The 23,156-nt window shown below is 75.0% G+C and carries 23 protein-coding genes and 1 pseudogene; 10 read left to right on the forward strand and 14 right to left on the reverse strand.

Annotated features, from left to right (window positions below; genetic code table 11):
* Nucleotides 1-98 precede the first annotated feature (98 nt).
* The 3 genes from BD833_RS14820 to BD833_RS14830 form a co-directional block, all read right to left on the reverse strand.
* A complete protein-coding gene (locus tag BD833_RS14820) occupies nt 99-1,115 on the reverse strand; it encodes an NADP-dependent oxidoreductase (RefSeq protein ID WP_208092679.1) in 1,017 nt (338 codons plus the stop codon).
* A 65-nt stretch (nt 1,116-1,180) separates the two neighbouring features.
* A complete protein-coding gene (locus tag BD833_RS14825) occupies nt 1,181-1,558 on the reverse strand; it encodes an ArsR/SmtB family transcription factor (RefSeq protein ID WP_166533907.1) in 378 nt (125 codons plus the stop codon).
* Nucleotides 1,555-2,211, reverse strand: a complete 657-nt coding sequence (locus BD833_RS14830) for an SRPBCC family protein (RefSeq protein WP_166533908.1) — start codon at nt 2,209-2,211, stop codon at nt 1,555-1,557. The genes BD833_RS14825 and BD833_RS14830 overlap by 4 nt, the downstream gene beginning before the upstream one ends.
* Nucleotides 2,212-2,373: 162 nt before the next feature.
* Here BD833_RS14830 and BD833_RS14835 point away from each other — a divergent pair, with 162 nt between their 5' ends.
* The 5 genes from BD833_RS14835 (at nt 2,374) to BD833_RS14855 (ending at nt 7,879) form a co-directional block, all read left to right on the forward strand.
* The gene (locus BD833_RS14835) at nt 2,374-3,276 is read left to right on the forward strand and encodes a haloalkane dehalogenase (protein ID WP_166533909.1); all 903 of its coding nucleotides are present in this window, start codon (nt 2,374-2,376) and stop codon (nt 3,274-3,276) included.
* Nucleotides 3,273-4,397 carry a class I SAM-dependent methyltransferase gene (locus BD833_RS14840; protein ID WP_166533910.1) on the forward strand — a complete coding sequence of 375 codons (1,125 nt, stop codon included), beginning with the start codon at nt 3,273-3,275 and terminating at the stop codon, nt 4,395-4,397. Before BD833_RS14835 ends, BD833_RS14840 begins: the two co-directional genes overlap by 4 nt.
* A 117-nt stretch (nt 4,398-4,514) precedes the next feature.
* Nucleotides 4,515-6,098, forward strand: a complete 1,584-nt coding sequence (locus BD833_RS14845; RefSeq protein ID WP_166533911.1) for a methyl-accepting chemotaxis protein — start codon at nt 4,515-4,517, stop codon at nt 6,096-6,098.
* 235 nt (nt 6,099-6,333) lie between these two features.
* Nucleotides 6,334-7,329 (forward strand): sensor histidine kinase, encoded by a 996-nt coding sequence (locus BD833_RS14850; RefSeq protein ID WP_166533912.1) that lies wholly within the window; start codon nt 6,334-6,336, stop codon nt 7,327-7,329.
* 46 nt (nt 7,330-7,375) lie between these two features.
* A complete protein-coding gene (locus tag BD833_RS14855) occupies nt 7,376-7,879 on the forward strand; it encodes a MarR family winged helix-turn-helix transcriptional regulator (RefSeq protein WP_166533913.1) in 504 nt (167 codons plus the stop codon).
* A gap of 38 nt (nt 7,880-7,917) precedes the next feature.
* Here BD833_RS14855 and BD833_RS14860 read toward each other — a convergent pair whose 3' ends face one another.
* From BD833_RS14860 to BD833_RS14870, 3 genes are all read right to left on the reverse strand, one after another.
* Nucleotides 7,918-9,768 carry a diguanylate cyclase domain-containing protein gene (locus BD833_RS14860; protein ID WP_166533914.1) on the reverse strand — a complete coding sequence of 617 codons (1,851 nt, stop codon included), beginning with the start codon at nt 9,766-9,768 and terminating at the stop codon, nt 7,918-7,920.
* Between the two features lie 74 nt (nt 9,769-9,842).
* Nucleotides 9,843-10,856, reverse strand: coding sequence for an ATP-dependent DNA ligase (locus BD833_RS14865; RefSeq protein ID WP_166533915.1), 1,014 nt, complete (start codon nt 10,854-10,856; stop codon nt 9,843-9,845).
* A gap of 53 nt (nt 10,857-10,909) precedes the next feature.
* A complete protein-coding gene (locus BD833_RS14870; protein WP_243737684.1) occupies nt 10,910-11,515 on the reverse strand; it encodes an NUDIX domain-containing protein in 606 nt (201 codons plus the stop codon).
* Between the two features lie 62 nt (nt 11,516-11,577).
* Between BD833_RS14870 and BD833_RS14875 the strand changes: the two genes are divergently transcribed.
* A complete protein-coding gene (locus BD833_RS14875; protein ID WP_166533917.1) occupies nt 11,578-12,078 on the forward strand; it encodes a DnaJ family domain-containing protein in 501 nt (166 codons plus the stop codon).
* A 7-nt stretch (nt 12,079-12,085) separates the two neighbouring features.
* Here the strand turns inward: BD833_RS14875 and BD833_RS23285 are convergent, their stop codons facing one another.
* Together BD833_RS23285 and BD833_RS14880 are read right to left on the reverse strand one after the other, a co-directional pair.
* Complete coding sequence (locus BD833_RS23285) at nt 12,086-12,220, reverse strand: hypothetical protein (protein ID WP_279536021.1); 135 nt, start codon at nt 12,218-12,220, stop codon at nt 12,086-12,088.
* Nucleotides 12,213-12,641 carry a hypothetical protein gene (locus BD833_RS14880; protein WP_166533918.1) on the reverse strand — a complete coding sequence of 143 codons (429 nt, stop codon included), beginning with the start codon at nt 12,639-12,641 and terminating at the stop codon, nt 12,213-12,215. The genes BD833_RS23285 and BD833_RS14880 overlap by 8 nt, the downstream gene beginning before the upstream one ends.
* Nucleotides 12,642-12,729: 88 nt before the next feature.
* Here BD833_RS14880 and BD833_RS14885 point away from each other — a divergent pair, with 88 nt between their 5' ends.
* Together BD833_RS14885 and BD833_RS14890 are read left to right on the forward strand one after the other, a co-directional pair.
* Nucleotides 12,730-13,557 carry a helix-turn-helix domain-containing protein gene (locus BD833_RS14885; protein WP_243737685.1) on the forward strand — a complete coding sequence of 276 codons (828 nt, stop codon included), beginning with the start codon at nt 12,730-12,732 and terminating at the stop codon, nt 13,555-13,557.
* Nucleotides 13,558-13,587: 30 nt separating this feature from the next.
* Nucleotides 13,588-13,764 carry a hypothetical protein gene (locus BD833_RS14890; RefSeq protein WP_166533920.1) on the forward strand — a complete coding sequence of 59 codons (177 nt, stop codon included), beginning with the start codon at nt 13,588-13,590 and terminating at the stop codon, nt 13,762-13,764.
* 373 nt (nt 13,765-14,137) lie between these two features.
* Here BD833_RS14890 and BD833_RS14895 read toward each other — a convergent pair whose 3' ends face one another.
* The 4 genes from BD833_RS14895 to BD833_RS14910 all read right to left on the reverse strand — a co-directional run bounded on the left by BD833_RS14895 (nt 14,138) and on the right by BD833_RS14910 (nt 18,963).
* Nucleotides 14,138-14,602 carry a hypothetical protein gene (locus BD833_RS14895; RefSeq protein ID WP_166533921.1) on the reverse strand — a complete coding sequence of 155 codons (465 nt, stop codon included), beginning with the start codon at nt 14,600-14,602 and terminating at the stop codon, nt 14,138-14,140.
* Nucleotides 14,603-14,665: 63 nt separating this feature from the next.
* Nucleotides 14,666-16,549 (reverse strand): hydantoinase B/oxoprolinase family protein, encoded by a 1,884-nt coding sequence (locus tag BD833_RS14900; RefSeq protein ID WP_166533922.1) that lies wholly within the window; start codon nt 16,547-16,549, stop codon nt 14,666-14,668.
* The gene (locus tag BD833_RS14905) at nt 16,546-18,618 is read right to left on the reverse strand and encodes a hydantoinase/oxoprolinase family protein (RefSeq protein WP_166533923.1); all 2,073 of its coding nucleotides are present in this window, start codon (nt 18,616-18,618) and stop codon (nt 16,546-16,548) included. The genes BD833_RS14900 and BD833_RS14905 overlap by 4 nt, the downstream gene beginning before the upstream one ends.
* 177 nt (nt 18,619-18,795) lie before the next feature.
* Nucleotides 18,796-18,963, reverse strand: coding sequence for a hypothetical protein (locus tag BD833_RS14910; protein ID WP_166533924.1), 168 nt, complete (start codon nt 18,961-18,963; stop codon nt 18,796-18,798).
* Between the two features lie 464 nt (nt 18,964-19,427).
* Here BD833_RS14910 and BD833_RS22775 point away from each other — a divergent pair.
* Nucleotides 19,428-19,994 (forward strand): annotated as a pseudogene (locus tag BD833_RS22775) (peroxiredoxin family protein); the annotation flags it as partial.
* Here BD833_RS22775 and BD833_RS14920 read toward each other — a convergent pair.
* Together BD833_RS14920 and BD833_RS14925 are read right to left on the reverse strand one after the other, a co-directional pair.
* Nucleotides 19,995-20,564 carry a DUF421 domain-containing protein gene (locus BD833_RS14920; protein WP_166533925.1) on the reverse strand — a complete coding sequence of 190 codons (570 nt, stop codon included), beginning with the start codon at nt 20,562-20,564 and terminating at the stop codon, nt 19,995-19,997.
* 174 nt (nt 20,565-20,738) lie between these two features.
* Nucleotides 20,739-21,155 carry a MarR family winged helix-turn-helix transcriptional regulator gene (locus BD833_RS14925; RefSeq protein ID WP_208092681.1) on the reverse strand — a complete coding sequence of 139 codons (417 nt, stop codon included), beginning with the start codon at nt 21,153-21,155 and terminating at the stop codon, nt 20,739-20,741.
* Between the two features lie 194 nt (nt 21,156-21,349).
* Between BD833_RS14925 and BD833_RS14930 the strand changes: the two genes are divergently transcribed.
* Nucleotides 21,350-23,080 carry an ABC transporter ATP-binding protein gene (locus tag BD833_RS14930; RefSeq protein ID WP_279536022.1) on the forward strand — a complete coding sequence of 577 codons (1,731 nt, stop codon included), beginning with the start codon at nt 21,350-21,352 and terminating at the stop codon, nt 23,078-23,080.
* Nucleotides 23,081-23,156: the final 76 nt, after the last annotated feature.

The raw sequence follows: 23,156 nt of genomic DNA on the forward strand, positions 1-23,156 counted from the left end.
ATCTGCCCGGGAAACGCGGCCGGGAACCGCTGGGTCGTGATCATCACGCACCGGCGGCGCCTGCAACGCTGCTCGGAGCAGCCATCAGTGCGCGCTGATCACTCCTGCGCCAAGCGGACGACCATCTTCCCGGTGTTGCCGCCGCGGAGGAGGTCGAGGAACGCCGGCACCGCGTCGTCGAGCCCCTCGCGCACCGTCTCCCGGACGACGAGCTGCCCGGACGTCAGCAGCGGGGGCACCTGCTCGATGAACTCCCCGCGCAGGTCGGCGTGGTCGCCGACGATGAACCCGCGGAGGCTCAGCTTCTTGCTCACCATCAGGAACATGTTGCGCGGGCCGGGGACCGGCTCGGTGGCGTTGTACCCGGAGATCGCGCCGCACAGCGCCGCCCGGCCGAACTCCTTGAACGCGCCGATGGCCGCCTCGAGGTGCTCGCCGCCGACGTTGTCGAAGTAGACGTCGATCCCGTCGGGCGCGGCGGCCGTCAGCAGGTCGGCGACCGGGCCGTCGTGGTAGTCGAACGCACGGGTGAAGCCGACCTCCTCGGTCAGCCAGCGCACCTTCTCCGGCGTCCCGGCGCTGCCGACGACCGCCGAGGCGCCCTTCAGCCGGGCGAACTGCCCGACCAGGCTGCCCACGGCGCCCGCGGCGCCGGAGACGAAGACGGCGTCGCCGGCCCGGAACTCCGCCAGCCGGAACAGCCCCACCCAGGCGGTGAGACCCGGCATCCCGAGCACGCCCAGGTGGTAGCTCGGGGGGATGCCGGGGAGCTCGGGCAGCACGCGGACGTGCGCCGCGTCGAGCACGGCGACGTCGCGCCAGGCCGCGTCGGCGAGCACCAGCGCGCCTTCGGGCACGTCGGGGGAGCGGGAGGCGATCACCCGGCCGACCGCACCGCCCTTCATCGTCTCGCCGATCTCCCAGCGGGCGGCGTAGGACTTCCCGGCGTTCATCCGCCCGCGCATGTACGGGTCGACGCTCATCACGAGCATCCGGACGACGATCTGCCCGTCGGCCGGGTCGGGCCGCTCCAGCTCGACCAGGCGGAAGTCGTCGGGGGTCGGCTCGCCGTGCGGGCGGGCCGCCAGCTGCCACTCTCGGGTCCGGATCGGCATGCCGCCCATCCTGCCGGGCGGCGGGACGACCGCGCCGCCCGGCCGGTCGTGGCCGGCCGCGGGGGTCAGGCCGAGCGGCCGTCGCGCTCCGCGGCGCCCGGTGCGGTGCGGCGCGCGCGCTCGCCGCGGGCCACCTCGGTGGCCAGTGCGTCGAGCGGCTGGGCGAAGGATGCCAGCGGGTCGGTGAGATGGGTCAGCCACGCCAGCGCGGCCGCCAGCCCCGCCTCGTCGAGGGAGTAGAGCCGGCGGGTGCCCTCGGCGCGCACCGCGACCAGGCCCGCCTCCCGCAGCACCCGCAGGTGCTGCGACACGGCGGGCTGGGAGATCGGCGCCGCGGCCTGCAGGGCCGTGACGAGGGCGCCGGCCGGCTGCTCCCCGCCGGCCAGCAGCTCCAGGACCTGCCGGCGGGTGCGGTCGCCGAGCGCTTCGAAGATGCCGTTCACCCGCCGGCCGGAGCCTCCTGGGGCGGCACGGTGTAGAAGGACACCGTGCGGGCGGCGGCCTCGCGCGCCGGGCCGGCCTCGTCGCCGTCGGCCACCGCCGCGTCGGCCCACCCGGCGGCCGCGTGGCGCACGAACTCCACGCCCTCGGGGCTCACCGCGAACGTCTCGGCGATCGCCGGGTCCACCGCCCCCCCGCTGTCGAGGTGCAGCCCGAGCCCCATGAGGGCGAGGTCCCACCCCACGCCGACCGCGCCCGGGCCGAACTGCGCCCAGAAGTCGGGGTCGACCACGGCCTCGTGCACCAGCTCGAGGGTGGTGCCGTCACCCTCGGGGGTCAGCCGGATCTCCAGCCAGGACACCTGGTCCCCGAACTCCCAGGTCACCGCGAACGACTCCGGCTCGGTGCAGCGCTCGACGACGCCGCCGGCGTTGCCCTGGGTCTGGTAGCGGCCGCCCTCGCGCAGCTCCCCGGTCACCGGGAGGAACCAGCGCGGCAGGCGGTCGGGGTCGGTGAGCGCGCTCCACAGGTCGGTGCGGGCGCCGCGGTAGGTGCGGCGCGCGACGGCGATCCGCGTGGGCGCGCCGTCGCGCGAGCCGGTGCGCACCTCGCGGGTCACCAGGCCCGCCGTGGTCACGGGGTCGATGGTCGTCATGACCGGTCCTTTCATAGGTAGCAACTTATAGAGCCACGCTAGCCGGGCCGGCCGGTCGGCACAAGAGCCGGTCACGCCCGCCCACCTCGGTGCCGCGGCGCGTCGTCGAGCGCAGCCGTCGGCCGGGTTGGTGCGTCGTCGCCCGGCTGGTTTGCTGGGGCCATGGAGATCCTCCGGACACCCGACGAGCGGTTCGTCGACCTGCCCGACTTCCCGTACGAGCCCCGGTACGTCGAGCTCGCCGGGGGTCTGCGGGTGGCCTGCGTCGAGGAGGGGCCGCAGGACGGCGAGACGGTCCTGCTGCTGCACGGCGAGCCGTCCTGGTCGTTCCTGTACCGCCGGATGATCCCGGTCCTGGTCGACGCCGGCCTGCGCGTCGTCGCTCCCGACCTCGTCGGCTTCGGCCGCTCCGACAAGCCGGCCGCGCGGGAGGACTACAGCTACGCCGGGCACGTCGGGTGGATGCGGGAGGCGCTGTTCGACCGGCTGGACCTGCGCGACGTCACCCTCGTCTGCCAGGACTGGGGTGGGCTGATCGGGCTGCGGCTGGTCGCCGAGAACGCGGACCGGTTCGCCCGGGTCGTCGTCGCCAACACCGGGCTGCCCACCGGCGACCAGAAGATGAGCGACGCCTTCCTGGCCTGGCAGCGCTTCTCGCAGGAGAGCCCGGAGTTCCAGATCGGCCGGATCGTCGGCAACGGGACGGTCGGCGGGCTGGCCCCCGAGGTGGTCGCCGCCTACGACGCCCCCTTCCCCGACGACCGGTACACCGCGGGCGCCCGGGTCTTCCCCGCCCTGGTCCCCACCTCGCCCGACGACCCGGCCGCCGCCGCCAACCGCGCGGCGTGGCAGGAGCTGTCCCGCTGGGAGAAGCCGTTCCTGACGGCGTTCTCCGACGGGGACCCGATCACCGGCGGCGGCGAGCGGGTCTTCCAGAAGCTGGTCCCGGGCGCGCAGGGCATGCCGCACACGACCCTGCCCGGGGGCGGGCACTTCCTGCAGGAGGACGTCGGCCCCGAGCTGGCCCGCGTCGTCGTCGACCTGATCACCGCCACCCCCCGGTGACGGCCGCCGACGAGCTCTTCGCCCGGCTCGGGCGCGCCCCCGACGTCGAGGCGCCGGAGCTGGTCGCCGTCGACGCGACCGACCGGCTGCTGCTGGACGAGGCGGCCGCCTCCCTGGCCCTCTGCGGACCCGGCGAGGTCGCCGTCGTCGACGACGCCTTCGGCGCGCTCACCCTCGGCGCGGTGGCCCTGCACGGGGCCTCCGACGTCCGGGTGGCCCAGGACCTGCTGGTCGGCGAGCGGGCGCTGGCCCGCAACGCCGAGCGCACCGGCCTGACCGGCACCTACCGCACGCTGCCGCTGGCGGAGGTCGCGGCGGGCGCGCGGGTGGTGCTGGTGCAGGCCCCCAAGTCGCTGGACGGCCTGCGCGAGATCGCCGAGTCGGTGGCGGCCGTGGCCGCCCCCGACGTCACGGTGCTCGTCGGCGGCCGCGTGAAGCACATGACGCACACGATGAACGACGTGCTGGGCGACTCCTTCGCCGACGTCTCGGCCACGCTGGCCCGGCAGAAGTCGCGGGTGCTCGTCGCGCGCGGGCCGAAGCCCGGATCGTCGTCGTTCCCCCGTCGCCAGGAGCACCCCGACCTCGGTCTGACCGTCTGCGCGCACGGCGCGGCGTTCGCCGGGACGAAGATCGACCTCGGCACCCGGGCCCTGCTGGGCAGCCTGGACCAGATGGCCCCCGACGCCGCCACGGCGCTGGACCTGGGCTGCGGCACGGGCGTGCTGGCCGTCCTCCTGGCCCGGGCGCGCCCGTCGCTGGAGGTGGTCGCCGCCGACCAGTCGGCGGCGGCGGTGGCCTCGGCCCGGGCGACGGCGGAGACCAACGGTGTCGTCGACCGGATCCGGGTGGTCCGGGACGACGCGGCGGACTCCCTCCCCGGCGCGAGCCTCGATCTCGTCGTCTGCAATCCGCCGTTCCACGTCGGCGCCGCGGTCGTGACCACGGCGGCCGACCGGCTCTTCGCGGCGGCCCGCCGCGTGCTGCGTCCCGGCGGTGAGCTGTGGACCGTCTACAACTCGGCGTTGCACTACAAACCGCAGCTCAACCGGGTAGTGGGTCCCACCAGGCTCGCCCGCCAGGACCCGAAGTTCACCGTCACCGTCTCCACGCGCCGCTGACCGCCACCCCTGGGAACGTGGCCGAGGTCACGATCTGCACCGGGGTGTCCGCTCGGCTTGATCGTGCGGGCCTCCCGTCGAGGACTCGGGGGACGGGATGCCGAACGAGGAGGACACATGGCAGGGCGACTGGGCCGCGCGAAGGTGAGCACGCGCCTGCTGCTGCTGGTGCTCGCCGCGGTGATCGGGATGGCGACGATCGCCGTGATGGGTGCGCTGCAGGCGCGCTCCACGATCGAGGAAGAGCAGCGCAGCCAGGCGAAGGTGGCCGTGGAGTCCGCCCTGGGCGTCATCGCCCACTACGGGGAGCTCGAGTCCGCCGGGACGATGACCCGCGAGGCGGCGCAGGCGGCGGCCGCCGCCGCGATCCGGGAGATGCGGTACTCCGGCGAGGAGTACTTCTGGATCAACGACATGGCCCCGACCATGGTCATGCACCCGATCAAGCCCGAGCTCGACGGCACGGACCTCTCGGCCAACGCGGACCCCAACGGCAAGAAGCTCTTCGTCGAGTTCGTGGAGACCGTGGAGGCCCAGGGCAGCGGCTACGTCGACTACCTCTGGCCCAAGCCCGGTGAGGAGGAGCCGCAGCCCAAGGTCTCCTACGTGACCGGCTACGAGCCGTGGGGCTGGGTCGTCGGCTCCGGTCTGTACGTCGCCGACCTCGACGGCGCCTTCCGGGCGGAGCTGGTGACGATGGCGCTGTGGGCGGCACCGCTCATCCTGGGCATCGTCGTGCTCTCGCTGCTGATCTCCCGCAGCATCAACCGGCCGCTGCGCGAGATGACCGAGGTCCTGCGCACCGGCGACCTGCAGCGCCGGCTCGACGAGGGCGCCGGCCGTACGGAGCTCGACCAGCTCGCCGGCGCGGTGAACACCACGCTGTGCCGGGTGTCGGGCGTGGTGGCCGACGTCGGGGACGCCTCGCGGATGCTGGAGGACGCCGCGCGCACCCTGTCGTCGACGAGCGAGTGCATCGCCGGCACGGCCGAGCGCTCGCAGGGCCAGGCCGAGAGCGTCACCACCGCCGCCCGCGAGGTCAGCAGCGGGATCGAGGCGGTGGCGGCCGGCGCCGAGCAGATGGGCGCCTCCATCCGGGAGATCGCGCACAACGCGGCCGAGGCCGCCCGGATCGCGGGCAGCGCCGTGACGGCGGCGGAGTCCACCTCGGTCACCATCGGCCGGCTCGGTGAGTCCAGCGCGGAGATCGGCAACGTCGTCAAGGTGATCACCAGCATCGCCGAGCAGACCAACCTGCTCGCGCTCAACGCCACGATCGAGGCCGCGCGGGCCGGTGAGGCCGGCAAGGGCTTCGCCGTCGTCGCGAACGAGGTCAAGGAGCTGGCGCAGGAGACGGCGAAGGCGACCGAGGACATCGCCCGCCGGGTCGAGGCGATCCAGACGGACACGGGCAGCGCGGTGCAGGCGATCGGCGGGGTCACCACGATCATCGCCGAGATCAACGACTACCAGACGACGATCGCCTCGGCGGTGGAGGAGCAGACCGCCACCACCAACGAGATGAGCCGGGCCATCGCCGACGCCGCGCAGAGCGGCCGGTCGATCGCGGGCACGGTGGCCGAGGTGGCCACCGGCGCGCAGGAGACCTCGGCGGGCGTCGCGGACATGCAGTCGGCCGCGGACGACCTGGTGCGGATGTCGGCGGAGCTGCAGAAGGTGGCCGGCACCTTCGAGCAGTGAGGCCCCGGTGGCGGGAAGCCCCGCCGCCACCGGTCCCCGGTCCACCGGAACCGCCCCCCGGCGGCGGGAATCGCGCCGAAGGCGGAGGATGCACGTGAAACATCCGTTGCGCCGCCCCATGGGGTGACGTGCCGCCGATCACGCTGACCGCACGGGCGAACGCTGCCGATGGTGTCGCAGAATGTTCAACCAGTCGGCCGGGAGAGCTCCGGCCCGGAGAGGCGCAGGGGGCTTCATGGCTCGGGTGGTGGAGCAGGGGTCGGTTCCGGCCCGCTCCCGCTCGGCCTGCCCCGACGGGCTCCGGAGCCACCGGGCGGCGGTGATCGGCTCCGACGACGAACTGCTGGCCGGCGTCCTCCCCTACGCGGAGGAGGGCCTGCGCCGTGGTGACCTCGTCGTCCTGTCGTGCCCGCCGGAGACCGCCGAGCTGATCGGCGGGGCGCTCGGGGAGCGGGCCCGGGCGGTGGAGTCCGACCCCCGGCTGTGCCTGCTGGGCTCCAACGTCCCCGACTCCATCACCGCCACCGGGGAGCTGGTGGAACGGGCGGGCGGAGCCGGCTCGGGCGCGTTGCGGGTCGTCGGCCAGGTGCAGTTCGGGGCCGAGGCGCGGAACTGGCGCGAGGGCCTCCGCTACGAGTCGGCCGTCAACGACCTGCTCGTCGCCCAGCCGGTGGCCGCCCTGTGCCTGTTCGACCGCCGTGTGCTGCCCGCCGAGGTGGTGGCCGGTGCCGCCGCCACGCACCCCGAGCTGCAGTCCGGGAGCCGGTCGTACCCCAGCCCCGCCTACCAGGACCCCGTCGAGTTCGTCCGCACGCTGCCGCTGCCGCGCGAGGCGATCGAGGACGGCGCTCCGCGGTTCGCCGTCGACGCGTCTCCGTCCCTGGTGGCCCTGCGGCACGCCCTGCGGGCCGCCCTCGCCGCCTGCGTGCCGGACGAGAACCAGTCCGCCGATCTGCAGTTCGCGGTCAGCGAGATCGCGGCCAACGCCTTCCGCCACGGCGCGCCCCCCATCTCGGCCCGGCTGTGGGCCGACCCGGAGCGGGTCGTGTGCACCGTCACCGACCGGGGCCGCGGCTTCGACGAGCCGTTCGCCGGCTTCCGCCCGGCCCACGGCGAGGACCTCAGCCGCGGCGGCATGGGGCTGTGGCTGGCCCGGAAGCTGTGGGACCACGTCGATCTGCTCCCCGCGGGGCCCGGCCTGACCGTCCGGCTCAGTACCCGGCTCCGCTGACGCGGACCGGGCGGCCGGCGTGGCACCGGCCACTACGGTGAGCGACGTGGAGGACGCCGTCGACCTGATCCTGCGGCAGTGGGCTCGGGAACGGCCGGACCTCGACTGCTCCCCGATGGGCGTCATCGGGCGGATCACCCAGCTCCAGCGGGAGGTCCACCTGGCGCAGCGCGCCACCTTCGCCCGCTACGGCCTCGACGCGCCGTCGTTCGACGTCCTGGCCGCGCTGCGCCGGGCGGGGGAGCCCTACCAGCTGACGCCGACCGCCCTCATGCGCACGGCGCTGGTCACGTCGGGGGCCATCACCCAGCGGCTGGACCGGCTGGAGGAGCGCGGCCTGATCACCCGCGAGCGCAGCGTGTCCGACGGGCGGGCGGTGGTGGTCACGCTCACGGCCGCCGGCCGGGCGGCCCTCGACGCGGCGCTCCCCGACCACCTGGAGACCGAGCGGCGGCTCCTCGACGCGCTCCCGGCCGACGACCGGGAGCAGCTGGCGGCGCTGCTGCGCCGGCTGCTGGTCGGCCTGGGCCGGGTGCCGCAGCAGCCCTGACGCCCGCGCGCCGGCACGCCCTCGCCGCCGGGGCCGCCTCAGCGCAGCGCGGTGCCCGCGGCGCCGAGCAGGGCGCAGGAGTCCTTGCCCGCCCGCTTGGCGGCGTACATCGCGGTGTCGGCCCGGTGCAGCAGCTGCCCGGCGGTGCAGCCGGGCTCGGCCAGCGCGCCGCCGATGCTGGCGGTCACGGTGACCGGCCGGCCGGCCAGCTCCACCGGCACGCGGAACGCGGCGAGCAGCCGGTCGGCCACCTCGTGCAGCCGGGCGTCGTCGGCCTCGGGCAGCAGCAGCGCGAACTCGTCGCCGCCGAGCCGTGCCACCACGTCGTCGGCCCGCACGTCGGCGGAGAGCCGGGCGGCGACGGTGCGCAGCAGCTCGTCGCCCGCGGCATGGCCGAGGGTGTCGTTGACCGTCTTGAAGTCGTCGAGGTCGACGAAGAGCACCGCGGGCGGCGCCGCGGCGTCGACCGTGGCGGTCGCCCCGGCCAGCCGTTCGTTGAAGGCGGTGCGGTTGAGCAGCCCGGTCAGGGGGTCGGTGGTCGCCTGCCGGCGCAGCTCGTCCTCGAAGAGCTTCCGGTCGGTGACCTCCCGCAGGTTGACCACCCAGCCGTCGAGGCCCACCTCGTCCACGCGGGCGCTGATCCGCGCCTCGACCCAGCGGCTGCCACCGGCGCTCTGCTCCACCCGGATGTCGGTGTCGATGAACCCGGTGGCCGAGCTCCGGGCCTCGCCGGCGGCGACGACCGCGGCGCGCAGCCGGGCCTGGTCGCGGGGGTCGGCGAGCTCGATGGCCGATCGGCCGACGTACTCGCTCCCGGGGCGCCCGAGCAGGGACTCCGCCGCGGGGCTCATGTAGGAGATGGTCCCGGAGCGGTCGATGATCGCGATGACGTCGGCGGCGTTGGCCAGCAGCAGCTGCATGCGCGACTCGCTCGCGGCCAGCGCCGCGCGGGCGCGCTCGCGCTCCTGGTTCAGCGCGGTCAGCCGGCCGAGCGCCAGCCCGGTGAGCACGGCGCTGCCGGCGCCCAGGACGTAGCCCACGCCGCCGTGTCCGAAGCTCCACAGCACCAGGAGCGCGGGGCTGATCAGCAGCGCGGCGCCCAGTCCGAGGACGCGGCCGGAGGCGGCGTCCTGGTCGGAGTCCGGCCGGCGGCCCAGGGTCACCACGGAGGGGTGCCGCGCGGCCAGGGTGATGGCCGCCACGGCGAGCAGCGGCAGCGGGTCCAGCAGCGGCGACTCCCGCATCGGCCCGACCAGGAGGCGGCCGCTGTACCCGATCACGGTGAGGAGCGCGGCGACGAGCAGGGCCGTGGAGCTCACCGAGCGGCGGCCCTGGGACATGGCCAGGGGCACGCAGACGATGAGCAGGACCACCGTGATCAGCGGGACGCCGACGCCGATCTCGACGTGCTCGGCGAGGTTGGAGTGCTCGTCCCCGCGGACGGCGAGCACGGCGAGCCCCGCGGCCAGCAGGAGCGTGGCGGTGTCCGCCCAGGCCGCCCAGTTCCGGGAGCGCTGGCCGCGGCGCAGGATGCCCAGCGCGCCGACGACGAGGGCCGCGTAGGCGGCGAGGTCGAGCCCGGACTCCAGCGGGGTGAAGACGCCGGGCGCGACGCCGGCCTGCGCGGGCACCTCCGCCACGCAGCTCGCGGCGAAGCAGGCCAGGCAGGTGGCCAGCGCCCGCCAGGCGAGGACCTGGGGCGTCCGGTGGCGGCGGAGCGCCGTGGCGGTCCCGGCGAGGCCCAGGAGGAACACCACGATCTCGGCCGCCGGCCGCCACGGGCCCAGCGGGACGACGCTCGTCACGGCGACGGCCACCAGCACGACCAGGCCCGCGTGCCACCAGGCGGCGCGGGCGCCGGCCGGGGGCGGCGTCGTGGACAGGATCACGACGTCCCATCGGCCTGAGGCACCTGCCGGTCGAGCCGGGCTCACCCCGTCGGGGGAGGCGGGTGCACCGGCTCCTAGGGGAGCGGTGGCAGGTCGTCGGCGCGCAGGTCGGGCCGGGTGCGCACGAAGCGGAGCGGATGGCGGAAGACCCCGGCCTGCAGGGCGGCGTCGGCGCTGACCTCGACGACGGTGGTCGGCTCCACCCGGGTCAGCGGCACCGACAGCCGGCCGCCCCCGAACCGGCCGGTGCCGATGCGGTCGGGCCACGGGTGGTCCGCTCCGGCCGGGCGGAGCGCGCCGGCCAGCTCGGCGGCCTGCCGCGGGGAGAGCGGGCCGGTCCGGCCGACGACGACCAGCTCGCCGTCGCGGTACCGGCCGGCGACCAGTTGGCTGGGCCGGTCCAGCGCGCCGATGACCCCGCCGGCCAGCACCTCGGTGGTCTCCCAGCTCTTCACCTTGAGCCACTCCCGCCGGCCGGGGGCGTACCGGGTGGCCGCCCCCTTTGCGACCAGCCCCTCGACCCCGGCGGCGCGGAAGTCGTCGAACCACTGGCGCGCCTCGGCGGGATCGGCGGTCATCGGGGAGAGCTGCATGGGCGGTGCCCAGCGGGCGGCGAGCTCCTCGAGCGCGGCCCGGCGCCGGGCCAGGGTGCGCCCGCGCAGGTCCTCCCCGCCGGCGGCGAGCAGGTCGAAGGCGACGTAGGAGGCGGGGGCTGCGGCGACCTGCCCGGCGATCCGGCCGGCCGCGGGGACCATGCGGCGCTGCAGCAGGCCGAAGTCCAGCCGGTCGCCGTTCCAGATGACGACCTCCCCGTCGACGACCGTCCCGGCCGGCAGCTGGGCGAGCGCGGCGGCGGCGACGTCGGGGAAGCGGTCGGTGAGGTCCCGGCCCTGCTTGGACCACAGGCGGGTGGAGCTGCGCTCGCGGACGACCACCAGCCGGTAGCCGTCCCACTTGGGCTCGTAGCGGCAGCCGCCGGCCAGCGCGCCCGGAGCGGGGATCGCCCGGACCGGCTTGGCCAGCTCCACCGCGACGGGTCCGGCCAGCTCGGGCGGCAGGGCGGGCAGACCCGGGGCGGACAACGGCACGGCGTCCACCCTGTGGGGTCGCGGTTCCGGCCGCAGCTCCGTGAGCTGCCGCTTCACCCCTTCGTGGCAGGTCGCCACGCTCCGCTGTGACCCGGGTGGGCGGCACGACCGGGCGGCGACGTCAACTCCCCGCCCGGGCGACGGCCACGCCCCGGCTCAGGCCGGGCGAGCAGGTGCAGCGCGTAGGCCGCCAGCGACGGACCGTCGGAGAACCGGCCGTCGCCGATCATCGTCCGCAGCTCGGTGGCCGGGACGAACGCGGTGACCATGTCGGCCTCGGTGGCCTCCCGGGCGGTCGGCCCGGGGGTGAGGTCCGTGGCCAGCCAGACGTCGAACTCCTGGGTGGACAGGCCGGGGGCCAGGTCGAGGTGGCCCAGGTGCTCCAGCGTGCCCGCCCGCAGCCCGGTCTCCTCGGCGAGCTCGGCCCGCGCCAGCTCCTCGGCGGACCCGCTGCCCCCGTCGGGCCAGGTGCCCTGCGGGAACTCCCAGGTCCGGCGGCCGACCGGGTGGCGGAACTGCTCGACCAACCAGAACCCGTCGCGCTCGGCGGCCAGGACGACGGCGAAGTGCGGCTTCTCGATGACGGCGTAGACCCCCGCCGATCCGTCGTCCCGCACCACCGCGTCCTCCCGCAGCCGCAGCCACGGATTGCGGTACACCTCTCGGCTCCCCGTCGTCCGCACGGTGGCGAGCCTGGCACAGACGTGGACCATGGACGGTGATGACCGAGCGAAAGCCGCCGGGGGTCTCCTTCGAGACGTGGGTGGACACCCAGATCGCGCGAGCCCGGGAGCGCGGCGACTTCGACCGCCTCGACGGCGCGGGGAAGCCGATCGCCGACCTGGACCGCGAGGTGACCGCCTACGACTGGGCGGTGGCCAAGGCGCGCCGCGAGGGCATCGAAACCGCGGAGATGCTGCCGCCGGGCCTCGCGCTGCGGCGGGAGCGCGACGTGCTGCCCGAGCGCGCGGCGCGGCTGGGCGCCGAGGCCGCTGTCCGGGCGCTGGCCGAGGACTACAACGCCCGCGTCCAGGCCTTCTGGCGCACCCCGCAGCCCAGCCGCTGGGCGCCGGTCCCCGGGCTGGCCGACGTGGAGGCCCTCGTGGCCGCGTGGCAGGCGGCCCGCCCGCCGGAGCCGCCGCCGGCACCCCCGGTGGCGGTGGTGCCGCGGCGGCGGCCCTGGTGGCGGCCCTGGCCGCGGCGCCGGTCCGGCGGCGCCTGAGGCCGGCTCAGTCGTCGTCGGCCGCGGCGGCCTCCTGCTCGTGCGCGGCGAGCTCGCGGGTGGCCATGCCGCCGGTCCCGCCCTCGTCGTGCTGCCCGGGACGGAGGTTCGGCTCGTCGGTCTCCCGCTGCGGCTCACCCATGGGCCCGAGCCTGCCGCGCGCCGCGCAGACCGGCGACCTGGAGCCCGGCGAAGCCGGCCACGACGGCGGCCTGCAGCACCAGCCACACCGCCCCGACCGTGCTGGGGGAGCCCAGGCCGGTGAGCACGGCGGCGAGGCTGCCGACGACCCACAGGACGTTGGCGCCGACGACGACCTCGGCCGCCGGCGCGCTGATCGGCCGCCGGGCGGCCACGAGCCACACGGCGACGGCGTAGCCGGCGAGGAACGCCCCGACCCCGCGGAGGAGGCCGGCGGGCAGGCCCAGCAGCCCGTCGAGCAGCGGGGCGGCGAGCAGGTAGGCCGCGGCGTTCGCGCCCGTGACGAGCGCGTCGAGCCGGAGGACGGGGCGGAGCAGCCCGCCGGTGCGGAGGAATGGGAGAGCGGTGCGGGTGGTGGTCATGGCCGTCACCGTGGCCCGGCCCGGGAGGCGCGTCGATTACCTCGCAGGTAAGCGACAGGCGCACCCGATCGCCGTTAGCGTCGCCGCCGTGACCAGCGCCTCCACCTCCGACCGGACCGTCGGTGAGCTCCTGCGGGGCTGGCGGCAGCGCCGCCGGCTCAGCCAGCTGGAACTGGCCGGGGGTGCGGGGGTCTCTGCCCGGCACCTGAGCTTCCTCGAGACGGGGCGCGCCCGCCCCAGCCGCGACATGGTGCTGCACCTGGCCGAGCAGCTGGACGTGCCGCTGCGGGAGCGCAACGAGCTGCTGACCGCGGCCGGTTTCGCGCCCGCCTACGCGCGGCGCGGCCTGGACGAGCCGGACATGCGCACGGTCCGCGCCGCCCTCGACCTGGTGCTGGCGGCGTACGAGCCCTTCCCGGCGGTGGTCGTCGACCGCGCGTGGGACCTCGTGGCGGCCAACCGGGCGGTCCCGGTCCTGACGGCCGGGGTGGCGCCGCACCTGCTCGAGCCACCGGCCAACGTGCTGCGGCTGAGCCTGCACCCGGACGGGATGGCGCCGCGCATCCTCGACCTCCCCCAGTGGCGCCGGCACGTGCTGCACCGGCTGGCGCGCGAGGCCGACCTGACCGGCGACCCGGGTCTCGGTGCGCTGCACCGCGAGCTGCTCGCGCTGCCCGGCGGCCTGGCCCGCACGCCGCCGCCGAACGGCATCGCCGTCCCGCTGCGGGTGCGTTCGGGGGACGCGGTGCTGAGCTTCCTGAGCACGGTGACCACCTTCGGCACCGCCGTCGACCTCACCGCCGCGGAGCTGAGCATCGAGGCGTTCCTGCCCGCCGACGCGGCGACCGGCGAGGCCGTGCGGGCCGCGGTGTGCGCCGGCAGCGAACGCGCGCCTGCCTCCCCGCCGACGGGGTAGGTGAGGCAGCACCCATCCCGAGGAGGTCCCATGACCGAGGTGCCCGGCACCGACCGAGAGCAGGCCCGCCAGAACGTGGAGGAGGAGACACCGCTCGTTCCCGACGACGTCGAGGACGCGGGCGACGACGCCCGCCCGACGGGGGACGAGGGCGTGACCGGCGACGACGCAAAGCCGGGGACGGGCAGCACCGACCCCGTCACCTGATCCGCGGACAGTTGTGCTCTGAGTCGTACTGGCACTCGGAGCACAACTGTCCCGGGACGAGGATCAGCGGACGTCGAACTCGTCGAAGGCCGCGCCGCCGGACAGCGTGGCGTAGCCGGGCCCGCGGTCGAAGAACGGCTCCTCGCCGGTCCGGGCGCCCGGCAGTTCCGCGCGCAGCGCCTCGGTGGCCGCCTCGTCGTCCGTCCCGTCCGCGGCTCGCCCGCCGCTCCGGCACCTGTCCCACGCACGGTCGGACTCTGCCCGCCACGGTGGGCAGAGTCCGACTGTGCGCGGTGACCCTCCGGCACCCCGGCCTGAGTTCGGCAGCAAGGTGGGATGTTCTGCGCACGTCTCGTGCGCGGAGAGGCCCGACCTACGAGGCCGGGTCGAGCAGGCGGTCGAACACCGCCCCGGTGCCCTGGGCTTGCACGTACTTGTCCACCACGTCGATGAGGGCGTCCTTCGTCGACCACTGGTGGGGGCGGTACAGCCCGAGAGCGGTGTTGAGTGCGACGTCTCCCGCGTACACCACGGCGAACACGGCGCTGACGGCCTTCTGCCCGCGCAACCCCCGCGCGGCGGCGATCCCGTAGGCCGCGCCCCACATCGCTCCGAGCGCGAAGTGCGTGGCCCAGTTCAGCCGTCGCCGTCCCGCGGGGGAACGAGTCTGCATCGGGGTCACCTTCTCGGCGAAGTTCGCGGGCGCGTAGCTCTCCTCGCGCTCGGTGAGCGGCATCTCGACCAGCGTCTGGAAGGCCGTCATGACGACGGTCCCGCCGATGCCCGCGACGATGCCGCGCCCCACCATGTCCCCGGTCGTCGCCTGCTCGGTCCGCATGGCGTGGGCCCGTACCCGGATGGCCGGCCTCGACACCGGGGGCTCGTGGGGCCGGGGTGGCTCCTAGGGTGCGGCGTGGACCAGGTCGAACTCGTTGAAGGCCGCGCCGCCGGACAGCGTGGCGTAACCGGGGCCGCGGTCGAAGAACGGCTCCTCGCCGGTCCGGGCGCCCCGCAGCTCGGCGCGCAGCGCCTCGGTGGCCGCCTCGTCGGCCGTCCCGTCCGCGCGGAGGACCACGCCGTAGTCCGCCCGTGCGCCCTCGACCGACACCTTGCGCCAGGCGATGTCGCGCAGCACCTCCTCGACCGGCCGGTCGAGGGGATCGCCCCAGCCACCGCCGCCCGTCGTGCGGATGCGGACGACGGTGCCGGCCGTCAGCGGCTCGGCATCGGCGAGCGCGTCCACGTCGTGCTCGTCCGGCCCGCCCGGGTCGACGGTGATCTGGAACGGCTGGCCGGCCTTGCCGCCCTTGACGCCCCAGCAGGCGAGGATCGAGCGGTCGGCGATCGACATGAAGTGCGCGTCGCGCAGCACCCGGATGTGCTTCTCGTAGCCGCAGCCGCCGCGGTAGCGCCCCGGGCCGCCGGAGTCCATGGCCAGCCCGAGCCGCTCCACCCGGAGCGGGAACCGCGACTCGGTGAACTCCGTGGGCAGGTTCCGCGAATCGGGGACGACGTGGATGGTGTCCTCGCCGTCGGCGTAGTAGCGGCCGCCCGAGCCGCCGCCGAGTACCTCGCGCATGAGGTAGGGCTGCCCGTCGGCATCGGTGCCGTAGACGCCGGTGTAGCGGATCGTCTCCTGGTCGGCGGGCATCCGGCCGCCGGTGGCCTTCGCGAGCACCCCGGCCAGGACCCCGAGCAGCCGCAGGATGACGAAGGTCCGGGCGTTGGTGGGCGCCGGGAAGATCGGGGTGAGCAGGGTGCCCTTCTCGGGGAAGCGCATCTCGATCAGCGGGACGACGCCCTCGTTGACGTCGAGCTGGGCCATCCGCTCCGGTGACGCGGCCAGGTTGCGCAGGATCGGCGCGAGCCACTTCTTGAGGAAGTTGCCGTCGGCGTAGTCACCGCAGTGGTTGATCGGGCCCTTCGCCTGCGGGCCGGTGCCGGTGAAGTCGATGACCAGCGGGATCTCCCGCGAGGAGTCCATGGTCAGCGTGATCCGCTGGCGGTGCAGCTGCGGCTCCTCGACGCCGTCGTGCTCGGCGTAGTCCTCCCAGACGTAGGTGCCGTCCGGGATCTGGCTCAGGATCTCCCGCCGGTAGACCTCGGTGGAGCTGGCCAGGATCGCGTCGAAGCAGGCCTCCACCGCGGCCACGCCGTACCGGTCGAACAGCTCACCCAGCCGCCGGGCGCCGGCGAGGCAGGCCGAGCACTCGGCGTCGAGGTCGGCGGCGAGCGAATCGGGCATCCGCGAGTTGCGGGTCATGATCTTCAGCGCGCTCTCGTTGGGCACGCCGCGGTCCCAGAGCCTGATCGGGGGGACCATCAGGCCCTCCTCGTACACGCTCGTGGCCGCCGACGGCATGGAGCCCGGCACCGCGCCGCCGATGTCGTCGTGGTGGCCGAACGCCTGGACGAAGGCCACGACGCGCTGCGCGCCGTCCACCTGCGCGAAGACCGGCACGGTGACGCAGAGGTCGGGCAGGTGGCCGATCCCGCCCTCGGAGAGGTAGACGTCGTTGTGGAAGTAGACGTCGCCGGGGTTCATCGAGCCGATCGGGTAGTCCCGCACGACCGGGTGCACCAGGGCCGAGTACGAGCGGCCGGTGAGCTTGCGCAGCTGCCGGTCGTGGATGCCGGCGCGGAAGTCGTGCGCGTCGCGGATCATCGGCGAGCGCGACGTCCGGCCGATGGAGGTCTCGACCTCCTTCTCGATCGCGGCGAGCGTGCCGGCGACGATCTCGACGAGGACCGGGTCGGCGGGAGCGGTGCCGTCGGAAAGGCTCATCGGCCGGTCTCCTTCGTGAGCAGCAGGTTCCCGTGGGCGTCGACGGTCGCGGCGAAGCCCGGGTGCACCGGCACGGTCGAGCCGAACTCCTCGACGACCGCCGGCCCGGGCACCACGTCGCCGGGGGCGAGACGGGTGCGGTCGTAGGTGGGCGTCTCGACCCAGTCGTCGAAGAAGACGGGGCGCGAGCCCGTGACGGCCCGGTCCGTCCCGCCCTCGCCGGGCTCCAGCTCGACCAGGTCGGGCCGCCGGATCGGGCCGATGCCGCTGACCCGCAGGTTCACCCACTCCACGGCCTGGCGGGGGTCGTCGGCGAAGTCGTAGCCGTACAGCTGGCGGTGCGCGGCGTGGAAGGCCTGGGCGACCTCCTCGGCGGCCGCGCGGTCGAGCTCGCCGTCGCCCACCGGGACGCGCACCTCGAACGCCTGGCCCACGTAGCGCAGGTCCGCCGTCCGCTGCATGCGCTGCTGCTCGCGGCCGAAGCCCTCGCCGTCGAGGGCGGCCCGCGCCCGGGCCTCCAGGTCGGCGAACACCGACTGCACGCGGGCCAGGTCCAGATCGAGGTGCCTGGCGACGACGGTCTGCACGTAGTCGTTGCGGACGTCGACGGTGAGCAGCCCGAACGCGCTGACGTTGCCCGGGTTGGGCGGCACCAGGGTGCGCGGCAGGCCGAGGACGTCCATCAGCCGGCAGGCCAGCAGCGAGCCCGAACCGCCGAACGTGGTGAGCGTGAAGTCGCGGACGTCGAGGCCCTTGGCGACGGTCACCTGGCGCAGGGCGTTGGCCTGGTTCCAGGCCGAGATCTCCAGGATGCCGGTGGCGGTGCGCTCCAGGGACAGGTCGAGCTCCGCCCCGAGCCGCTCCAGCCCGGCGCGGGCGGCGCCCACCGACAGCGGGATCTCCCCGCCCAGCAGGTGTGGGGGGATCCGGCCGAGGACGACGTGCGCGTCGGTGACGGTCGGCTGGTCGCCGCCGTCCGGATAGCAGATCGGGCCCGGGTCGGCGCCGGCCGACTGCGGGCCGACCTTGAGGGTGCCCTCGGGCGAGAGCCAGGCGATCGAGCCGCCGCCCGCGCCGACGGTGACGACGTCGATCATCGGGATCTTGCTGGGGTAGTCGCCGACCGAGCCCTCGGTGGTGAGCGCGGGCTCGCCGTCGATGACCACGGTGACGTCGGTCGAGGTGCCGCCGCCGTCGCAGGTGAGCACCCGGTCGAAGCCGGCGGTCCCGGCGATCAGCGCCGCGCCCAGGGCTCCGGCGGCCGGCCCGGAGAGCATCGTGGTGATCGGCTGGTGCACGACCTCCTCGGCCGACAGCACGCCGCCGTTGCTCTTCATCACGTAGAACGGCACGCCGGGCGCGAGCTCGTCCAGCCGGGTGCGGATGGTGGTGACGTACGCGCCGACCCGGGGCTTCACCGCCGCGTCGACCAGCGTGGTGACCGAGCGCTCGTACTCGCGGTACTCGCGCAGCACCTGGGAGCTGATGCTGACCACGGCGCCGGGGTGCTCCTCGCGGATCACCTCGAGCATCCGGCGCTCGTGGGCGTCGTCGGCGTAGGCGTGCAGGAAGCAGACGCCGATCGTCGAGATGCCGGCGTCGGCGAAGAAGCGGGCGGCGGCGCGGGCGTCGTCCTCGTCGAAGGGGCGCACCTCGGCGCCGGTGGGGTCGAGCCGGCCCCGCACGGTGCGAACCAGGTCGGCCGGCACGATCCGCGGCGGCTTGACCCAGAAGTAGCTGTTGCCGTAGCCGTCGGGCACCGACTGCCGGGCGATCTCGAGCACCGACTCGTAGCCCTCGGTGGTGATGAACCCGATGCGGTCGAGCTTGCCCTCGAGCAGCTGGTTGGTCGCGACCGTCGTGCCGTGGCTGACCGCGGTCACCGCCTCGCCGGTCAGCCCCAAGAGGTCGAGCACCTTGCGGACGCCGGTGAGGAAGCCCTCGGCCGGGTCGGCGGGGGTGGAGGGGGTCTTGGTCGTCGTCGTGCGACCGGTCTCCTCGTCCACGGCGACGACGTCGGTGAACGTCCCACCGGTGTCGATGCCGATCCGGACCCGGCGCGCACTCATGGCAGAAACCTTAGTGCTGAGATACCCGAGCGGAAAGGGGCTCGCGTCAGGCGTTCGCCCGGAGCCGCGCAGCGCGGGCGGCGATGACCCGGACTCTTCCCGCCGGACAGCACGCCGGCGGGTGGCGCCCCGCGCGGAGCGGTCGGGCTCCGGCGGAGCGACCGCCCCGCAGGAGCGTCAGGCGCCGCGGTTGAGCTCGGCGATGAGGCGGTCCATCGTCCGGCGACGGACGGGCGCGTCGTGGTCGCCGGCCGAGCCGTGCGGGGTCACGAGCCCGACGAGGCGGCGGACGAGGCCGGCGGACTGGCTGTGGGAGGAGGTCGGGCGGGAGATGAAGCTGGTCACGGTCGTGCCTCTTCTGTATGGATGACGCATCTGTTGCGCCATCCATACAACGCCCGTCCGGTGGCCGGGCTTGACCATTTCCCCTGTGATTCCTGGCACGTCGGCCGCGGAGTCGGAGGAAGTTGTGTCGGCGAGGAGTCCGAATGTGACGGCCGGCACGCGTAGGTGCAGGTCCACGCCGTGTAGGTGCGGGGAGCTCGGCCGATGCGGAAATGAGGGCACATCGCGTCTCGGCGCCCTTTCCGGGAAAGGTGCGAAATGGTCGCTCGGTAAATTCCGACGGCCGTCACGTCCGAAACCCGTGGCGAGCGGCGCCGACAGCCGGGGCGCTCCGCCGCGCGCCCTCGGCCGGCGGTCCCTACCGTGGGGTCATGGACACCGCCGATCTGCTCGCACTGCGGTCCGACGACCGGGCGGCCCTCCTCCTCGTCGGCCTCCGCGGGGACTGGTAGCCCTACTGCTGCGCCCAGGCGGTCCGCCTGGCCCGGTCCCTGCCCCGACTCGCTGCCGCCGGAACCGAGGTCGTGCTCGCCTCGGTCGACCCGCCGGAGGTCCAGCTCGCCTTCGACCGCACCTGGCACGTGCCCTACCGCTGGGTGAGCGATCCGGACGGCTCCCGGCTGGCGAAGCCGCTGGGTGCCTGGGACTCCGACGCGTCGATCTTCCGGCCGGTCGTCCTCGCCGTGGCCCCGGACGGGAGCGAGGCGTTCCGGGAGCTGTCCCGCGACTTCACCGACCGGCCCGACGACGAGCCGGTGCTCGCCGCGGTGGAGGCGCTGGAGCTGCCCGCGCTAGCGGAGCCGGCGGCCTGGGCGCCCGAGGGGATCGAGCCCCGGCCCTCGAAGCGCGCGTTCACGCCCGCGTCGTTCATCCCCTACTTCCGCGCCATCAAGTTCAACACCATGGCGCTGGCCGAGCGGATGCGGGACGAGGGGGACCGCCACGAGGTCCGCACCGAGAACGCGATGGCCAGCTCGTTCCTCGACGCGTTCGACGGGTGGCGGGCCGAGCACCCGCCGGAGCAGCAGTAGTCAGCTCGGCGCCTGCCGGGCGGCGTCGTGCTCCTCCACCGCCGCGTGGAGGCGCTCGGCCCCGGGGACGTCGGCGAAGAGCCAGGGGTCCAGCGGCTCGGACTGCCGGATCACGCTGACCGCCCCGGTCCGCTCCAGGACGACGCAGCGCACCTCTGCCAGGTCGCGGATGCCGGCCTGCCGCAGCTTCTGGCGCAGCTCGTCCTCCGCGACGTGCGCGGCGCGCATGTTCTCCCGCAGCGGGGTGTCCCCGGCCATGAGCAGCACCGGGTTCCGGTTCATCAGCCGGTCCAGCACACGGGTCTGCCGCAGCCGGCCGAGCACGGCCTGCGTCGCGAACAGCGTGACCACGGCGAGGGCGCCGGTGGCCAGCGTCGGGTCGAGCAGCAGGGACGTGCGGCCGATCACCGAGCCGAGCGCGATGGCGCAGCCCAGGTCGAAGCTCGACATGGTGGCCAGGCTGCGCTGGCCCACCAGCCGGACGCAGACCACCAGGAGCAGGTACATGGCCACGGTGGTCAGGACGACGAGCCCGGCCGTTCCCGCGTCGATCCCCAGCTGATCCATCATCGGGCCTCCCCGGACGGCGGACGGGTCGGCCCATTCTCACCGGCTCGCCCCGTCCCGGGACGACGGGCAGCCGGTGGGCCCCGGCGCGCCCGGACCGGACGGACGCCGCGCGGCCGGTCCACCGTCCGGTCGTGCGGGAGGAGCCGCGGGGGAGGGGTGGGCCGGGGACGCCCGTCAGTCGGCGAGCGCGCGCAGGATCCTTGCGAGCGCGGCCCGGTCCTCGGGGCCCAGGCGGGCGAAGAGCTCGGCGGAGTCCGCGGCCCGGGCGCGGTCGACCTCCGCGCGCACCCGCCGGCCCTCGTCGGTGGCCCGCAGCAGCACCGCCCGCCGGTCGCCGGGGTCGGGAGTCCGCTCGACCAGGCCGCGCTCCTGCAGGCCGTCGGCGACCTCGGTGGCCGAGCGCGCCGCGATGTGCAGCGACTCGGCCAGGTCGGAGAGCCGGACGCCGTCCCGCTCGCAGACCACCCGGAGGGCGCGGGTCTGGTGCGGGGAGAGGTCCCACGGCGCCAGCGCGTCCCGCCAGCGGCGGCGCTGGGTGCGGGCCACCCGCATGAACAGGTCGCCGAGCTCGCCGGGGCCGTCGTCGGTCACGGGGGGAAGGGTAGCGAAGGTCGTCGTGTTGCCTCAAGGTGAGGTAACCTCAGCATCGACCGGGAGGTGGCGACATCAGCGACATGGTGATGGGTGGGGGCCGAGGTGGCCCCGGCGGCGGGGGCGGCTCCGGGCGTCGGCCCGATCCGGCCGACCGCGCTCAGCTGGAGCGCTCCCCGGTCCGCTGGAGCCGGGTGGCCGCGCTGTTCGGCCCCTACCGGTGGCAGCTCGGGGTGGTGGTCGCGCTGATCGTGGCGTCCTCGGCCGTCGCTCTGGCCACCCCGTTCCTGATCAAGCTGGTCATCGACGAGGCGATCCCCGCGCAGGACGTGCCGCTGCTGCTCTGGGCGGTCGGCGGCATGCTCGCCGTCACCGTGGTGACGGCGGTGTTCGGCGTTGCCCAGACCTGGCTGTCCACCACCGTCGGGCAGCGGGTCATGCACGGCCTGCGGACGGCGGTGTTCAGCCACCTGCAGCGGCAGTCGCTCGGCTTCTTCACCCGCACCAAGGGCGGGGAGGTGCAGTCCCGGCTGATGAACGACATCGGCAGCATGCAGTCGGTGGTCACCTCGACCGCGACCACCTTCGCCTCCAGCGCCACCACGGTCATCGGCACCGCGGTGGCCATGGCGGTGCTCAGCTGGCGGCTGTCCCTGCTCTCCCTGGTCGTGCTGCCCCCGGCCGTCTGGCTCACCCGCCGGGTCGCCCGCATGCGCCGGGCCATCACCGCCCAGCGCCAGCGGCACCTCGCCGACCTGCACTCCCAGGTGGAGGAGGGGCTCAGCGTCAGCGGCGTGCTGCTCGGCAAGACCCTCGGCGCCGGCCCCGCCCAGTCGCAGCGCTTCGCCGGCACCTCGGAGTTCCTGGTCGACCTGGAGGTGCGCTCGCAGCTGGCCGGCCGCTGGCGCATGGCGACCATGAGCATCGTGTTCGCCGGCATCCCGGCGCTGATCTACCTCGCCGCGGGGCTGCCGGCGACCTCCGGGGGCATGACCATCGGCACCCTGGTCGCCTTCACCACCCTGCAGGGCGCGCTGTTCCGGCCGCTGATGCAGCTGCTGGACATCGGCGTCTCGCTGACCGCCTCGATGGCCCTGTTCAGCCGGGTGTTCGAGTACCTCGACCTGCCCGTCGACATCGACGACCCGGCCGACCCGGTCCCGCTCGACCCGGCCGCCGTCCGCGGCGAGGTGCGGTTCGACCACGTCGGCTTCCGCTACCCCGACGGCGTCCGCGACGCGCTCGCCGAGGTCGACCTCACCGTTCCCGCCGGCTCGTCGCTCGCGCTGGTCGGCGAGACCGGCTCCGGCAAGAGCACGCTGGCCTCGCTGGTGGCGCGGCTGAACGACCCGACCACCGGCCGGGTGCTGATCGACGGGGTCGACGTCCGCCGGGTGACGCTGGCCGATCTCGCCCGCGTCGTCGGCGTCGTCTCGCAGGAGACCTACCTGCTGCACGGCACGGTGCGGGAGAACCTGCTGCACGCCCGGCCGGACGCGACCGACGAGGAGATCGTCGACGCCGCCCGCCGGGCGCAGGTGCACGCGGTCATCACCGCGCTGCCCGACGGCTACGGGACGGTCGTCGGCGCCCGCGGGCACCGGTTCTCCGGCGGGGAGAAGCAGCGGCTCGCCATCGCCCGGACGCTGCTGCGCGATCCCCGGGTGCTGGTGCTCGACGAGGCGACCAGCGCGCTGGACAACGAGACCGAGCGGGCGGTGCAGGCGGCGCTGGACGAGGCCAGCCGCGGCCGGACGACGATCACCATCGCGCACCGGCTCTCCACCGTGCGCGACGCCGACCGCATCGTCGTCCTCGACTCCGGGCGGGTCGCCGAGCAGGGCACGCACGAGGAGCTGATGGCGCGGGAGGGCCGGTACGCCCGGCTGGCGGGCATCGCCCAGCGGGACGCCGTCCTCGCCTGAGCCGCCGTCGGACCGCCGTCCGCCGTCCGGCCCGCCGTTCGTGCACGGACCGCTCCGTCCGACGCCGGGACGGGGG

The sequence above is a fragment of the Blastococcus xanthinilyticus genome, assembly GCF_008124835.1.
GTDB classification, from domain to species: domain Bacteria; phylum Actinomycetota; class Actinomycetes; order Mycobacteriales; family Geodermatophilaceae; genus Blastococcus; species Blastococcus xanthinilyticus.

Excerpts from the sequence above, each read along its gene's own strand:
- BD833_RS14820 (WP_208092679.1), bottom strand. The coding sequence starts at position 1,115 with ATGCCGATCCGGACCCGAGAGTGGCAGCTGGCGGCCCGCCCGCACGGC.
- BD833_RS14830 (WP_166533908.1), bottom strand. The coding sequence starts at position 2,211 with ATGACGACCATCGACCCCGTGACCACGGCGGGCCTGGTGACCCGCGAG.
- BD833_RS14835 (WP_166533909.1), top strand. The coding sequence starts at position 2,374 with ATGGAGATCCTCCGGACACCCGACGAGCGGTTCGTCGACCTGCCCGAC.
- BD833_RS14845 (WP_166533911.1), top strand. The coding sequence starts at position 4,515 with ATGGCAGGGCGACTGGGCCGCGCGAAGGTGAGCACGCGCCTGCTGCTG.
- BD833_RS14850 (WP_166533912.1), top strand. The coding sequence starts at position 6,334 with ATGGCTCGGGTGGTGGAGCAGGGGTCGGTTCCGGCCCGCTCCCGCTCG.
- BD833_RS14875 (WP_166533917.1), top strand. The coding sequence starts at position 11,578 with ATGACCGAGCGAAAGCCGCCGGGGGTCTCCTTCGAGACGTGGGTGGAC.
- BD833_RS23285 (WP_279536021.1), bottom strand. The coding sequence starts at position 12,220 with ATGGGTGAGCCGCAGCGGGAGACCGACGAGCCGAACCTCCGTCCCGGG.
- BD833_RS14880 (WP_166533918.1), bottom strand. The coding sequence starts at position 12,641 with ATGACCACCACCCGCACCGCTCTCCCATTCCTCCGCACCGGCGGGCTG.
- BD833_RS14890 (WP_166533920.1), top strand. The coding sequence starts at position 13,588 with ATGACCGAGGTGCCCGGCACCGACCGAGAGCAGGCCCGCCAGAACGTG.
- BD833_RS14895 (WP_166533921.1), bottom strand. The coding sequence starts at position 14,602 with ATGCGGACCGAGCAGGCGACGACCGGGGACATGGTGGGGCGCGGCATC.
- BD833_RS14900 (WP_166533922.1), bottom strand. The coding sequence starts at position 16,549 with ATGAGCCTTTCCGACGGCACCGCTCCCGCCGACCCGGTCCTCGTCGAG.
- BD833_RS14905 (WP_166533923.1), bottom strand. The coding sequence starts at position 18,618 with ATGAGTGCGCGCCGGGTCCGGATCGGCATCGACACCGGTGGGACGTTC.
- BD833_RS14920 (WP_166533925.1), bottom strand. The coding sequence starts at position 20,564 with ATGATGGATCAGCTGGGGATCGACGCGGGAACGGCCGGGCTCGTCGTC.